This window comes from Clostridium acetobutylicum ATCC 824, assembly GCF_000008765.1.
In the GTDB taxonomy this organism is placed as follows: domain Bacteria; phylum Bacillota; class Clostridia; order Clostridiales; family Clostridiaceae; genus Clostridium_S; species Clostridium_S acetobutylicum.
This window is the reverse complement of the sequence record NC_003030.1, coordinates 2052888-2065349: the sequence shown is the minus strand read 5'-3', so window position 1 is coordinate 2065349 and position 12462 is coordinate 2052888. Positions and strand designations below refer to the sequence as shown.

The window sequence follows — 12462 nt, the reverse complement described above, 5'->3', positions numbered from 1 at the left end:
AGGAGTGATAATTATACCAGAAAGGAGGAACACATATGGATAATAGACAACGTATAATTACATTCAAGATTTTAAGACTTGCCTCAGGATTATCAGCTGAACGTGTGGCAGCTGCACTTAGTCTTAAAGAGGCGAGTTATAGAAAGTATGAATATTCAGATAGGCTACCATCTGTAGAAACATTACAAGCACTAACTAGAATATATAAATGTTCACTAGAGGAAATTACAGAGGCATACAACTATCACAAAAGTGTTAGGGATATGAGAAAAAACGGTAAGATAAGAAATAAATTAAAAAGAAAAGTCACACAGAATTAGCATTATTAATTTTATAGAACCTTTATTATGTAACGGAAATTTATATTTTGCATAACATAAATTAGATAAGTATATGGGGGGTTATAAAAATGTATGAAGTAGTTCTTGTTTTGCCTAAGGATACAAGGGAATTGGAAAAAAAGTATGCTAATGTACTTGGCAAAATTATTGCTGATAAATTAACAAAAGATGAATTAGAATGTTTAATAAAAAAACTAGAAGCAGATAATCAAGAGTAATTAAGCTTATATAAAAGGAGTGATAAATTGGAAAACTTAATAAGAATATCTGATAAAGGATTAGTAAGTGCAAAGGAGTTATATTTAGGATTAGGGCTAAACAAAACAAATTGGTCAAGATGGTATCCAAAAAATATACAGAGCAATGAGTTTTTTAAAGAAAATATTGACTGGATAGGGGTTCGTCATAATGACGAGGGCAATGAAACAATGGATTTTGCAATATCAATTGAATTTGCAAAGCATATTGCAATGATGGCAAAAACAGAAAAATCACACGAATACAGAAACTATTTCATAAAATGTGAAAACAAACTTAAAGAGGACAAGCCTCAATGTATAGAGGATTTAATAATATTGCAAGCACAGAGCTTAAAAGATTTAAGATTACAACTAGAGGAAACTAAAGAGCAGACAACAGCAGTAAAACAAGAAGTGCAAAATATGAAAGATGTAATAACAATAAATCCGAGTGAAGAGTGGAGAAAGAAAACAAACATTCTTATTAATCGTATTTGTATGAAAAGCAAAAATTATGAGGGAATAAAAAAAGAAATATATAAAGCTCTTGATGAAAGGGCAGGAAGTGACATAAATAAAAGGCTTAAAAATATGAGAGCTAGAGTGCTTTTAAATGGAGGCACACAGACACAGGCTAATAAACTTAATTTACTTGATGTTATAGCAAATGACAAGAAACTTATTGAAATATATGTAGCTATAGTTAAAGACATTGCCATTAAAAACAGTATAGTAGTATAAGGGAGGAAATTATATGAATAAAAAAATAAAAACAACGGACACAAATATCAATATTGATGAATCAACAATTCTTGTTGTAGAGATTGGAGTATTAAGTTTCGAAGTTGATGAGAGATACCCATGGATTGATGTTTATTTTATTGGAAATGAATCAAAGGAATTTATTACACAAATAGATGAAGAAAAGATGCCTATATTTGTTAAGCATGAGGAACTAAAAAGGTTTGCCTTAAATTGGTACTTCAATAATGTTGAAATTGTAAAAGAGATAAAGCAAACTGCCCCTGAGGTGAAATCTCAAGAGCAGCTTGAAGAAAATTTCTCATCAGATACAGGAGAAAAATTACATGATGGTTGTCCTAAATGTTGGGTTAAGAACAATAAATCATATAATTGTGGTTATGATAAATGCCCTGGATACAAATTATTTAATTTAGAAAAATCAAAGTCCTAAAGATTTTTTAATAGCTTCAGATGCAATGTTCACAATTATACCTTTAACACCATCAGTGGTATATGTAGCAGCTTTAGAAATTAATCTTTTAAATCTAGCTGTAGCTAATTGTGTCTTAGGCGTTGGAGATTCGACAATCAAATCAGGTAATGTTTCACAAAATTGTTTTTTTTCATCTGAATTTAAGTTTTCGTCTTCTTCAATTAATGCATTCGCAGATTCTAAAGCAGTTTTAGTCCAAGGATACGGCTTACCGCAATTATGGCAATATGATGGAATTTTATATTCATGTCCTAATGAAAGTACACCTTCAACATGATAAGATCCACGAATTGGAGTATTACAAATAGGACAATTTGTGATAGTAGCTGCACCACATTTTGAACAAAAATTTTCCATAAGTTCAGGAGAAGTGTTTGCTGACGTAGTTATCTCATGACCATTAAGGCAGATTTGAGCAGTTCTGTAAGTACCCATAAATATCACCTCACTTTCATGGTGATATATTCCACAAAAGTGCAATAAAACCTTTGTAAAAATAAGGAAAGGAGGATTTGACAATGGAAGTATATATAGACATCGATAATAACAATCTTATTGTTGATAGACCAGGTTTTGTATATAGCATAGGAACTCCGAAACGTAATGCTAGAGCAATACAAGCTTTAAAGCTAGATTGTGAAAAAGAGCTTATAACTGAGAGCGAATACCTGGAAGCTATGGACAAGCTACAAAAAAATTTAATATAGGGGATGAGAAAAATGCCTAGAAAAAAATTGCCTTGTTTTGTTGGCTTACCATACAAAGATCACAAACAAAGAGTGCAACTTACTAAAAAGTATTTAAAAGATTATTATGTATCGGATTTAGGCGGAGTGCTTTATATGGAAAGAAGGCATCCAAATGGGATATAAAGATGTAATTAAAAGCTTAGACCTAAAAGAAATTGTGTGTATGTGGCTTGGAATAATGGCTTTTATAGCAGGATGTTATGCAATGTATAGTATTTTATGGATATTAGATTAAAGGAGGAATTAAAAATGAAATCAACAGGAATAGTAAGAAAATTGGATAGCTTGGGAAGGGTAGTAATACCTAAAGAATTGAGAAGAACATTTAATATAGCAGAAAAGGACGCTTTAGAAATTTATGTAGATGGTGAGCAGATAGTCTTAAAGAAATATAATCCAGCATGTGTGTTCTGCGGTGAAGCAAGCGACGTAATAAATTATAAAGGAAAGAAGATATGTAAGAAGTGCTTGAAAGAATTAAGGAGGTAGCTGTATGACTAGTAAAGAGGAAGACGATTTAGTACTCTCACTACTAGAAAAAATTCAAGTTAAAGTTAAACATAAGCAAATAACATCAAAAGAAGCTAGATTGTATTTTATGGGATATTTAGATGCAATAGAGAGGCTAGGATATATGACAGCAGATGAAAAGGTTAAGTACCATAGAAGAGTATGGGAGATAATTTATACAGATTAAAACCATAGAATATATTCGGAATATTATGAATTTTTTAATGAGGTGGTCTTATGTTAAGACGTTCTAAGCCTTACACACTTGAGGAGATAGATTATATTATAAACTTCTATCCCTATGATGGAATGTTAATTACAGCTGCAGCATTAGACAGGACACCTTTAGCAGTAGCAAAACAGTATAGCAAGTTAAAAAAGAAAGGCATAGTACAGAACTATGTACATCAGATTAGTATTTGGGAGGTATAAAGATGAATGAAATAAAATATGCAATAACAAGATTGCTGCTATCTACAGAAAGGCAAGGCATCCATAACTTAATTGGGTATATGGAATCAAAAGATTTTTTCAAAGCACCATGTAGTACACAATATCATTTAGCAAAAGAGGGAGGACTTGCAGAACATAGCTTAAATGTTTTTAATGCATTAAATGATATATGCAATGGGCTTCAATGGGTAAATACAGAAGAAAAACGAGACAGCATTATAATATGTTCACTTCTACATGATCTAGGCAAAATGGGACAGTTTGGAAAACTTAATTATATACCAAACTTAATATCGGACAGAAAAGGCGGCTATGTTCAGTCAGAGAAGAAACCATTTACTACAAACAGTAATCTTTTATCAGTTCCACATGAAATAAGATCAATACAAATAGCAAGCCATTTTATAGAGCTTACAGAAGAAGAAAACTTTGCAATACTTTATCACAATGGCATGTACAGCGATTTAAAATATCAGCTTAATGGCAAAGAAAGATCACTACAAATGCTTTTACATTTTGCTGATATGTGGGCAAGCAGAGTTATTGAAAAGAAGTGATAGCATGAAATATTATGCAAATATATTAAATGGATGCACTTATAAAACTAGTAGTTTGGTATGGCAGAAGCGATTTTCTGAAAGAAAAAACTATATGGAAATAAGTAAAGAAACATACGAAGGATTGGGGGACATATTTTAAATGGCAAATATAAGGCTTTTAAAAGCAAGTGAGATAGAATGTAGAGTGCAAAGCGTAAAGAAAAGCGGATGTGTTTTACTGCTTTATAAAGATGCAAGGTGTGATATGAAAATACTTGATGAAACCTTTGGAGTACTTGGGTGGGAAAGAGAACATCAATTAGTTAATGGCAATCTTTTCTGTACTGTAAGAGTTTATGATGAAGACAAACAAATGTGGATTAGTAAGCAAGATGTAGGAACTGAAAGCAATACAGAAAAGGAAAAAGGTCAAGCATCAGACAGCTTTAAAAGGGCATGTTTCAACTTTGGAATAGGCAGAGAATTATATACAAGTCCCTTTATATGGATAGGCTTAAAACCAGATGAAGTAACAGAAAACAAAGGCAGAGTGCAGTTAAGCCCTAAAATACATTTTAAAGTTAAGTCAATAAATTATAACCAAGAGCGAGAAATAAACCAACTTGAGATAGTAGATAACAATAATGTGGTTAGATACAAGCTAGGGACTAAAATAAGCACTGATATAGATAAAGCTACAGTTAGTATACCTTTAGATAAAAAAGCTACTGTGAAGCCTAATAGCAATACTTACAAGTGTGCTGTATGTGGTAAAAGCGTAAGCGAAAAAGTGGCAAGCTACAGTAAGAGTAAATTTGGCAAAGTATTATGTATGGAACATCAAAAGTGAGGTGATAAAGGTGGATATAAATAGTATTATATGTCCAAGTAAATGGGATGAAGTGGATTATAACAATGGAGCTGTAGTGATAAGAGATAACAGCAATACAGTAGAAATCAGAGAATCAAGTATAGTAAAAGAGATAGCGTTAAAATATCTTAAAGATGCTGATGATAAAGAGCTAGAAGAGATATGGAAAGAGGTTTATGACAGCCCAAGTTACTATGAAATAGATAAAGAAAATTTTAGTTTGAAAGCAAAGATAGACGAACTTAAAGAAAATATAGATGGGCTTAAAGAACAAATTGAAAATTTAAGATGCAGACATTAAAAAATACCCTCGGCAAAGGGCACAAAATAAAAAATCCAAGATAAATTATAACACAAAGAGGGAGTTTTTAAAACTCTCTCGATAAAAAGGAAGTGAATAGATGGCAGACATTAAGTGGATCAAGATAGTGGTTAATATCTTTGATGATGAAAAAATAAAGTTGATTGAAAAGATGCCAGAAGCTGATGCATTGTTAGTAATTTGGTTTAAAATACTTTGCTTATCTGGTAAGACAAATAGAAGTGGCTTGCTGATGCTAAGCGATAAAATATATTACACTGATGAAATGCTAAGTAGTTTATTTAACAGGCCTTTAAATACTATAAGACTTGCACTAGAAACATTTAAAAAATTTGGCATGATAGAGATTATAAATGATGCTTACTATATTACTAATTGGGAGAAGCACCAAAACATTGAAACCCTTGATAAAGTAAGAGAACAAACAAGATTAAGAGTAAAAAAATATAGGGAGAAACTTATAGAAAGTAACGCTAATTGTAACGTTACAGTAACGGAATGTAACGCAACAGAAGAAGAAAGGAGAAAGAAGAATAAGAATAAGAAAGAAGAAGGAGAAGAAGAAGTAAATAGAATACCTTGGCAGGATATTCTTATCGTATGGAACGATTTACCTAGTCCTATTAAACCTCTTAGAAATATCACGGATAGACGCAAAGATAAGGTTAAGGCTAGAATAAACAGCTTAAAGCTAACTATAGAGGATATTCTAAAAGCAATTAATAATATAAAACAATCTAAATTTCTTCAAGGTGGTAATGGTAAGCAATGGATTGTAGATTTTGATTGGATATTTAAGAATGATACAAATTTTACAAAAGTACTTGAGGGAAGATACAACGATAAGGAGGTAAGTAATGGACCAACTAAACAAGATAACACCGACAGGGACAGAGAAGGTATCGGAATCAAGCTGTAATAAGCTTGAAGAAACTTGCACTAAGTGTGGTAAGAATATTTATAAGAAAGTAACTATCTTAGGTATAGATAGGATTGTTAAGACAATGTGTGAGTGTGAGAGTAAAGCATGGCATGAAAAAAGACAACATGAAGAAATGCTTAAAAAGCAAAACAGGCTTAATGAGTTAATAACAAATAGTTTGATGGATGAAAAGTTTAGAGAAAGTAATTTCGAAAACTGGGATTTTAATAAAGGTTCCAGAAGCATGTATAACTTAGGGAGAAGATATGCAGATAATTTTAAAGAATGTAAGCAACAAGGATTGGGATTATTAATTTACGGTAGCGCTGGAAATGGAAAGACTTATCTTGCAAGTGCAATAGCAAATGAGCTTTTAAAGCAGTATATACCAGTTGTATGTGTTAGCATAAATGGACTTTTAAGCAGGATACAAAAGACATACAACAGCTGGGGGAAAGAAGCTGAAAGCGATATTATTAGAAGTTTTATAAATGCAGATTTATTAATTATCGACGATTTAGGAACTGAAAAGAGTTCGGAATGGTCCAGGAGCATGATCTATAACATAGTTGATAGCAGATATAGAAGCAAGTTACCACTTATAATTACATCAAATTTAGAAATAAATCCAAGCAAAAGACATGGGGTATTAGCGGACCAATACCATGAGCGCACAGAAAGTAGAATATTTGAAATGTGTACGCCGGTTGAAAATACATCCAAAAGTATAAGGATAGAGGAAGCTAAGAAGAAAACAGAACTTCTTAGAAAAATATTGTATTGAGGTGGTTTTATGAGAAAGAAAATAAGCGCATCTATTAAGGAGCAAATAAGAGAAGCGTATAAAGACGGAATGGGCATTACAGAGCTTAGCAGAAGATTTGGCTTAAGTGTATATAAAATAAATACAGTTCTAGAAGATATAAAAGTTAAAAATAAAAAGATAGATATGAAAGCATTCAATAAATGGATGAAGTCTAATGCGGACCATATAGAGAGAAGCGAGGCAATAGAAAAAATAAAAACAATGTTTTCTATAGAACGTAGAACAGCAGAAAACTATTATATGGGGTGGAGGCGTGAGTACTTAAAAAGCCAAAACGTAAAAATTAATATGCATGTAACAGAAAAGAACGGAGTTATTACAGCAAAGGGCAATAACGGGCAGTATTTAATTAAAAATAATCAATTGGTTTTATATAAAAACGAAGCTTATTTAAATCTTGGAAGTATAAAGCACTGGAACGAATTTAAGCAGGAGATAGAAAAAATTTATAATTATCTTGAAAGCCAACAGGAGGGCTTTAAGTTATGGGGATAGACAAATATATTGGACAAGTAATAAAACTTGTCTATGAAGGCTATGGAGTGTTAGAAAGTATAAAAATAGTGGAAGGATGGATAGAAGAAGATGAAAATAGGAGATAAAGTAAGAATAACATGTCTTACTAATGCAAATGCAGAAGATAAAATTATAAAAGGCAAGGTTATATTTAAGAATAATAGACATTTTACAGTACAGGGCAAAAACTACAGAGAGTCATTTATGTTTGCGTGTGTAAAGTGTAATGATATAGGGGTGGAGGTAATAGAAAATGAAGATTAATGAATTAGCTAAAGAAGCTTATAGTAATGCAAAGGCACATGGATTTTGGGAGGACTTTGAAAGAATTCAAGATGTTATTGACGAAATAATGTATGGCAAAACAAAACTTTCACCAAGCTCAATTAAAACTTTTAAAATTAATGCTATATGTACAAGACTTATGCTTATTACAGGCGAAGTATCAGAAGCAATGGAAGGGCTTAGAAAGAATGATTTAAACAACTTCAAGGAAGAATTAGCAGATGTAGCAATAAGACTTGGAGATTTATGCGGCGGACTAGGTATAGATTTAGAGGAAGAGATTAAAAAGAAGATGGAGATAAATAAAGATAGACCGTATAAGCATGGGAAAGCGTTTTAAATCGGAATTTGAATAAAAGATGAAGGAAGTGTCTATATGGTAAATGAAAGTACAGGAACAATGGCTTTTAATGAGTTGGGAATATCATTTGTAGCTGATGATGTTTCAAAGAAAAAATCAGATAATGTTTATAAGACAATGGATACTATTATTGAAAAACATAAAAAATTAGCACAACAGGAGTTTGATGAATTTCTTAGCTCACAAGGACTTGAAAGTGCTATGGGTGTTGTGATTAAAAAAACTACTTAACTTAATTCATAATTCAAATAAAATACAAATTTAATCTAAACCTAGGGTGTCATTTGGCTATAGCTGTACATATCTATTATCAAATGACACTCAAGTAATAAAGAAAGGCGAAGTTATGAAGATTAAAGCAATAGAAGGTAATAAACTTCCAAAGCCATGTCCTATATGTAATGGCAAAGCTAAATTAAATTTTATAGAAAGTGAATACAAGTATTTTTGCAGTAATATTGGAACTCATATTTCATGTGGCGACTGGAAAAGCACTGAAAAAGCAGCAACAGCAGATTGGGATAGGCGTGTTGAAGAGTACAAGCTAGGCAGAGAAAAGCCAAAAGAAATAAAGGGACAAATAACAATGGAGGAGGTCTTGAAGAATGTGTAAAGAGATACACTTTTGCCAAGTATGCGGGAAAGCGTATGGAATAGAAAAGCACCATGTAGTTTTTAGAAGCCAAGCATCTTACATGGTAAAAATAAAACAAAACTTAATTTATTTATGCACAGAACATCACAAAGGGAATAATGGACCACATAAAAATAGAAAAATTGATTTAGGGTATAAAAAAGCCCTACAAAGTAAGTATTATGAAATGTTACCTAAAAGCCATTATACAGTGGAAAAATTAGCGGAAGTATTAGAATGCAGTATACCTCAAGCAGCACATATATGCAAAGTTATTAAATTAGAAAAAGAAGGATATTCAAAAGAACAAATTGTTTTTAGGATGATGGGAGAAAAATTTTATGAGTAGTGAAGAAAGAAAAGAATTAGCACTTAAGACATATTCAATTATAAAGAAAAGACGTGTTGCAAAGGCAAGAAAAAAAGAAAGAGATATAAATGATTTTAAGATCAAGAGAATTATTAAGCAGAATAGGAGGAACAATGCAAGATGAATAAAAAGGATGCGGCTAAGATTTTAGAATCAATAAAAAAAGGCAAATGGAACACAGGAAGTAACTCATTCGAAGCTTTAGAAGTAGCAATAAGATGTTTAAAAGGACAAAATAGTAAAGCAAAAGGTGGTAGAGCAGCAAAGAAAAAAGGTGCGAATGGTGAAAGAGAGTGGGCATCTAAATGCAGAGAACAGGGATATGAAAATGTAATAAGAGGTCAGCAGTTTTGAGGGTTAAATGGTGATGCTGATGTAATTGGATTACCTTATATACATTCAGAGGTAAAAAGGGTTGAGAACCTTAATTTATATGATGCTATGGCACAATCTATTAGAGATAAAAAAGAGAATGAAATTCCCATAGTAGCACATAGAAAAAATAATTGTGATTGGCTTGTTACTATGCAATATGAAAATTGGTTTAAGCTTTACAGAGAATGGGAAGGTGAAAAAAATGGATTTAGAAAAGCAAGTCCAAGGAATCCTAAGTAAGTTAAATTTTATAGAAAGTCATGCTTTAAATAACTATATAAGGACTAAAACTATGTTGGAAATAAGCAGAGCTCAAGAATTATTACAGAATGAAGCAGACGAAAAAGAGAAGAAGCTAAAGGAAATAAACAGATATACTTGGGACATTATTTCAGAAACATTAAGTGTAGCACTTATGGAAAATCGTATTTCTAAAGAAAGAATAAAGAAAATATATAGCAGGATGGCGGAACTAACTAGAAAAACTAATCAAAGGGATTTATATATAAACGAAGATTTAAAAGATGTAAAAGTAGTTAAAAAAGAAGAACTTTATAACTTAATAGAGTTAGCAATAGATACAAGCTGTAGAGACTGCAAAAGGCATAGTAAACATTGTAGGGTTTATAAACTGCTTAAACAATATGATGTGCCTAAGCCTACAGGAGAACATTGTAAATGTAAATATGCTTATGGTGGTGAGTAGATGGCAATAGAAACTATAGAGGTTACAGAAGCAATTTGGAATACATCAAAGCGACTAGATAAAGGTGTAGACTATATAACTCAAAAAGCTAAGGAGTTTGCATCAGCGGAAAAAGAATACAGAATCGCATTATCAAAAGAAATAGTTAAGCTTAAGACCGAGGGTATGAGTGTAACATTAATACCAGATGTAGCACGTGGTAATGTAGCAGGCTTAAAGTTTAGTAGAGACCTAGCAGAGCAGACATATAAAGCATCAAGAGACATGCTAATGGCATTAAGCAACGAATTATCAGCAATGCAGAGCATATTAAAAGTTCAAACTAAGATATAGGAGGAAAGAATATGAAATTTTATTGGGCAGCTTATGAACAAACAACTGAATTCGGGACTATAAAATGTCATGATGTGTTTAAAGAACATCCTTTCAAAGCAATTAAAAGGAAAAATAGAAATGAAGAAGGATATTTTACATTATTAAATTATAAAGAAGTAACTAAGTATGAATACGAAATGTTTAATTTAGAATTAGAAAACGAATAAAAATATTTCAAAGAGCGTAAAATCGCTCAAGTTACTAAGAATTAGAATTTAAAATTAAAATATAGAGAATAAAGGAAGGTAATTATAATGAAAAAATTAAATAAAACCGAAGAAACAGCAATTAATGTTTATAGCGCATTAGCAAATTTATTTTGTGATGAAGAAGAACAGGAACCAGTTCAGAAAATAGATATAGCAAGTATAGAAGGAAATGAACTTTTCACAGCTATTTTATTAGCTCATAAAATGCTATTTGAAAAATTGACAATTACAAATGAGGATGCAATAAGCTTTACTCATATACTTAATAGATTAGCAGTACAGTATGTTATTGGAGATAGAGATTGCTATGACAAGGAGATTAATAAATAATGGCTAAACATGAAAAGTGTGAGATATGTGGAAGAGATACAGTTGTAAAGTGCTCTAAATGTGGCAAAAGTGTTTGCTTAGGGCATATATACCAGTATGTTGATGAGTCTAATATAGCAATAACAAAACATTCTCCGCTTTTATGTGCTGAATGTTATATAAAAAAATATGTAAGAAGGTAATAAAATGAATAAAACAATACTTATCGGAAGATTAACTAAGGACCCAGAGCTGAAATATATACCAAATACAGGTACGGCAACATGTAACTTTACTTTGGCAGTAGATAGAAGATTTAAAAAAGAAGGGCAACAGGAAGCTGATTTTATTCCTATAGTTGTATGGGGTAAACAAGCAGAATCTACGGCTAATTATATGAGTAAAGGAAAACTTATGGGAGTTAGCGGAAGGATACAAACTAGATCTTATGATGCTAAAGATGGTACTAGAAGATACGTAACTGAGGTGGTAGCTGAGGAAGTTAAATTCCTTGAGTGGGGCAAAGATTCTAACATAGAAAATGTAGACTTTGGAGTGCCAGTGCAAGAGGATATAACACCAGTGGATAATTCTGATATTCCCTTTTAACTACGGGAAATGAATATATTACGTATTAATTTTAAGGAGGATAAATATGAAAAGATTAACTATTGATATATTTGAAAAAGGAGATAAAGAGTTAATTGGAATGATTGATATGAATAGTGAAGAATTAGGTTTCAATTATTGTGATACTCCAACAATGCAAGGGTTACAATGCAATTTCGATGGAGATACAAAAGAATACAATGCAGTATTAGAAAAAGTACAACAAATATCTGATTTAGTAAGGGAACTAAATAAAATTTATAAATAGTTTCGTCGGAATACAAAGAAAATTTATTAAATCCAATTATGATTTAAATGTGTTTATTGTGTGATATGAAAAGAAGAAAGTGATGAATTTGGAGGATATGGATATAAGTTTTGAGTCAACAAGACCAGTTACAGAAGAGAAAGAACATAAAAGCCGGTTAGATCAAATGATAGATGACGGATATGAATTTGTCCAAGAAGACAGAATGGAATATGTTTTATTAGATACACCCAAAAATAGAGAACTACTAACTAAACTTGTGAAAAGTAAATTCCCAAGTCTAGATATATCAAAATGGGAAAATTGGTGTTTACGTAAAACAGATAAGTTTCAGTTAAGAAGTTTTGAATGTTATATAAGAGATTTAAATGAACTTAAAACATTAATGGATGAAATGAAACAAGTTTCAGAGGATGAAGATTAAGTTCACAATGCA

Annotated in this window: 33 protein-coding genes; 32 read left to right on the top strand and 1 reads right to left on the bottom strand. The window is 31.4% G+C overall.

What is annotated here, in order from left to right:
• Positions 1–35: 35 nt before the first annotated feature.
• From CA_RS10080 to CA_RS10065, 4 genes are all read left to right on the top strand, one after another.
• A complete protein-coding gene (locus CA_RS10080) occupies positions 36–320 on the top strand; it encodes a helix-turn-helix domain-containing protein (RefSeq protein ID WP_010965249.1) in 285 nt (94 codons plus the stop codon).
• An 89-nt stretch (positions 321–409) separates the two neighbouring features.
• Positions 410–559, top strand: a complete 150-nt coding sequence (locus CA_RS10075; protein ID WP_013913568.1) for a hypothetical protein — start codon at positions 410–412, stop codon at positions 557–559.
• Between the two features lie 27 nt (positions 560–586).
• The gene (locus CA_RS10070) at positions 587–1321 is read left to right on the top strand and encodes a phage antirepressor Ant (protein WP_010965248.1); all 735 of its coding nucleotides are present in this window, start codon (positions 587–589) and stop codon (positions 1319–1321) included.
• 13 nt (positions 1322–1334) lie between these two features.
• Positions 1335–1775, top strand: coding sequence for a hypothetical protein (locus CA_RS10065; protein WP_010965247.1), 441 nt, complete (start codon positions 1335–1337; stop codon positions 1773–1775).
• On the opposite strand, the gene CA_RS10060 is transcribed toward CA_RS10065, so the two are convergent.
• Complete coding sequence (locus CA_RS10060) at positions 1764–2252, bottom strand: DUF2321 domain-containing protein (protein WP_010965246.1); 489 nt, start codon at positions 2250–2252, stop codon at positions 1764–1766. The two genes, CA_RS10065 and CA_RS10060, sit on opposite strands and share 12 nt — an antisense overlap.
• An 83-nt stretch (positions 2253–2335) precedes the next feature.
• On the opposite strand from CA_RS10060, the gene CA_RS10055 reads away from it, so the two are divergent.
• The 28 genes from CA_RS10055 (at position 2336) to CA_RS09930 (ending at position 12450) form a co-directional block, all read left to right on the top strand.
• Positions 2336–2524: a hypothetical protein gene (locus CA_RS10055; protein WP_010965245.1), complete on the top strand. Its 189-nt coding sequence runs from the start codon at positions 2336–2338 to the stop codon at positions 2522–2524.
• Positions 2525–2536: 12 nt separating this feature from the next.
• Entirely contained in the window at positions 2537–2689 is a 153-nt protein-coding gene (locus tag CA_RS10050) for a hypothetical protein (protein ID WP_013913567.1), read from the top strand.
• Positions 2679–2801 (top strand): hypothetical protein, encoded by a 123-nt coding sequence (locus CA_RS20355; RefSeq protein WP_275541661.1) that lies wholly within the window; start codon positions 2679–2681, stop codon positions 2799–2801. Before CA_RS10050 ends, CA_RS20355 begins: the two co-directional genes overlap by 11 nt.
• Before the next feature lie 14 nt (positions 2802–2815).
• Positions 2816–3055 carry an AbrB/MazE/SpoVT family DNA-binding domain-containing protein gene (locus CA_RS10045; RefSeq protein ID WP_010965244.1) on the top strand — a complete coding sequence of 80 codons (240 nt, stop codon included), beginning with the start codon at positions 2816–2818 and terminating at the stop codon, positions 3053–3055.
• A 4-nt stretch (positions 3056–3059) separates the two neighbouring features.
• On the top strand, positions 3060–3263 hold the full coding sequence (locus tag CA_RS10040; RefSeq protein ID WP_010965243.1) for a hypothetical protein: 204 nt from the start codon (positions 3060–3062) through the stop codon (positions 3261–3263).
• 50 nt (positions 3264–3313) lie between these two features.
• Positions 3314–3508, top strand: a complete 195-nt coding sequence (locus CA_RS10035; protein WP_010965242.1) for a hypothetical protein — start codon at positions 3314–3316, stop codon at positions 3506–3508.
• A gap of 2 nt (positions 3509–3510) precedes the next feature.
• Positions 3511–4086 carry an HD domain-containing protein gene (locus tag CA_RS10030; protein WP_010965241.1) on the top strand — a complete coding sequence of 192 codons (576 nt, stop codon included), beginning with the start codon at positions 3511–3513 and terminating at the stop codon, positions 4084–4086.
• 142 nt (positions 4087–4228) lie between these two features.
• Positions 4229–4918, top strand: coding sequence for a hypothetical protein (locus tag CA_RS10025; RefSeq protein WP_010965239.1), 690 nt, complete (start codon positions 4229–4231; stop codon positions 4916–4918).
• Positions 4919–4928: 10 nt separating this feature from the next.
• Complete coding sequence (locus tag CA_RS10020) at positions 4929–5240, top strand: hypothetical protein (protein ID WP_010965238.1); 312 nt, start codon at positions 4929–4931, stop codon at positions 5238–5240.
• A gap of 100 nt (positions 5241–5340) precedes the next feature.
• Entirely contained in the window at positions 5341–6180 is an 840-nt protein-coding gene (locus CA_RS10015) for a phage replisome organizer N-terminal domain-containing protein (protein WP_010965237.1), read from the top strand.
• Positions 6119–6967 (top strand): ATP-binding protein, encoded by an 849-nt coding sequence (locus tag CA_RS10010; RefSeq protein ID WP_010965236.1) that lies wholly within the window; start codon positions 6119–6121, stop codon positions 6965–6967. Before CA_RS10015 ends, CA_RS10010 begins: the two co-directional genes overlap by 62 nt.
• A 9-nt stretch (positions 6968–6976) precedes the next feature.
• Entirely contained in the window at positions 6977–7504 is a 528-nt protein-coding gene (locus CA_RS10005; protein WP_010965235.1) for a hypothetical protein, read from the top strand.
• Between the two features lie 90 nt (positions 7505–7594).
• A complete protein-coding gene (locus tag CA_RS10000) occupies positions 7595–7789 on the top strand; it encodes a hypothetical protein (RefSeq protein ID WP_010965234.1) in 195 nt (64 codons plus the stop codon).
• A complete protein-coding gene (locus CA_RS09995; RefSeq protein ID WP_010965233.1) occupies positions 7779–8150 on the top strand; it encodes a MazG nucleotide pyrophosphohydrolase domain-containing protein in 372 nt (123 codons plus the stop codon). Before CA_RS10000 ends, CA_RS09995 begins: the two co-directional genes overlap by 11 nt.
• Before the next feature lie 36 nt (positions 8151–8186).
• Positions 8187–8402, top strand: coding sequence for a hypothetical protein (locus CA_RS09990; protein WP_010965232.1), 216 nt, complete (start codon positions 8187–8189; stop codon positions 8400–8402).
• 115 nt (positions 8403–8517) lie between these two features.
• Positions 8518–8784 carry a hypothetical protein gene (locus tag CA_RS09985; RefSeq protein ID WP_010965231.1) on the top strand — a complete coding sequence of 89 codons (267 nt, stop codon included), beginning with the start codon at positions 8518–8520 and terminating at the stop codon, positions 8782–8784.
• Entirely contained in the window at positions 8777–9154 is a 378-nt protein-coding gene (locus tag CA_RS09980) for a hypothetical protein (protein ID WP_010965230.1), read from the top strand. The genes CA_RS09985 and CA_RS09980 overlap by 8 nt, the downstream gene beginning before the upstream one ends.
• Positions 9147–9299 carry a hypothetical protein gene (locus tag CA_RS09975; RefSeq protein WP_013913566.1) on the top strand — a complete coding sequence of 51 codons (153 nt, stop codon included), beginning with the start codon at positions 9147–9149 and terminating at the stop codon, positions 9297–9299. Before CA_RS09980 ends, CA_RS09975 begins: the two co-directional genes overlap by 8 nt.
• Positions 9296–9529 (top strand): hypothetical protein, encoded by a 234-nt coding sequence (locus CA_RS20430; RefSeq protein WP_010965229.1) that lies wholly within the window; start codon positions 9296–9298, stop codon positions 9527–9529. Before CA_RS09975 ends, CA_RS20430 begins: the two co-directional genes overlap by 4 nt.
• Before the next feature lie 87 nt (positions 9530–9616).
• A complete protein-coding gene (locus CA_RS20425; protein ID WP_341271484.1) occupies positions 9617–9790 on the top strand; it encodes a hypothetical protein in 174 nt (57 codons plus the stop codon).
• Positions 9753–10256 carry a DUF5651 domain-containing protein gene (locus tag CA_RS09965; protein WP_010965228.1) on the top strand — a complete coding sequence of 168 codons (504 nt, stop codon included), beginning with the start codon at positions 9753–9755 and terminating at the stop codon, positions 10254–10256. Before CA_RS20425 ends, CA_RS09965 begins: the two co-directional genes overlap by 38 nt.
• A complete protein-coding gene (locus tag CA_RS09960; protein ID WP_010965227.1) occupies positions 10257–10589 on the top strand; it encodes a hypothetical protein in 333 nt (110 codons plus the stop codon).
• An 11-nt stretch (positions 10590–10600) separates the two neighbouring features.
• Positions 10601–10798 (top strand): hypothetical protein, encoded by a 198-nt coding sequence (locus tag CA_RS09955; RefSeq protein WP_010965226.1) that lies wholly within the window; start codon positions 10601–10603, stop codon positions 10796–10798.
• Positions 10799–10885: 87 nt separating this feature from the next.
• Complete coding sequence (locus CA_RS09950; RefSeq protein ID WP_010965225.1) at positions 10886–11170, top strand: hypothetical protein; 285 nt, start codon at positions 10886–10888, stop codon at positions 11168–11170.
• Positions 11170–11352 carry a Zn-finger containing protein gene (locus tag CA_RS09945; RefSeq protein WP_010965224.1) on the top strand — a complete coding sequence of 61 codons (183 nt, stop codon included), beginning with the start codon at positions 11170–11172 and terminating at the stop codon, positions 11350–11352. Before CA_RS09950 ends, CA_RS09945 begins: the two co-directional genes overlap by 1 nt.
• A 4-nt stretch (positions 11353–11356) precedes the next feature.
• Positions 11357–11758 carry a single-stranded DNA-binding protein gene (locus CA_RS09940; protein WP_010965223.1) on the top strand — a complete coding sequence of 134 codons (402 nt, stop codon included), beginning with the start codon at positions 11357–11359 and terminating at the stop codon, positions 11756–11758.
• Between the two features lie 46 nt (positions 11759–11804).
• A complete protein-coding gene (locus CA_RS09935; RefSeq protein ID WP_010965222.1) occupies positions 11805–12026 on the top strand; it encodes a hypothetical protein in 222 nt (73 codons plus the stop codon).
• 97 nt (positions 12027–12123) lie between these two features.
• A complete protein-coding gene (locus CA_RS09930) occupies positions 12124–12450 on the top strand; it encodes a hypothetical protein (RefSeq protein WP_241393078.1) in 327 nt (108 codons plus the stop codon).
• Positions 12451–12462 lie beyond the last annotated feature (12 nt).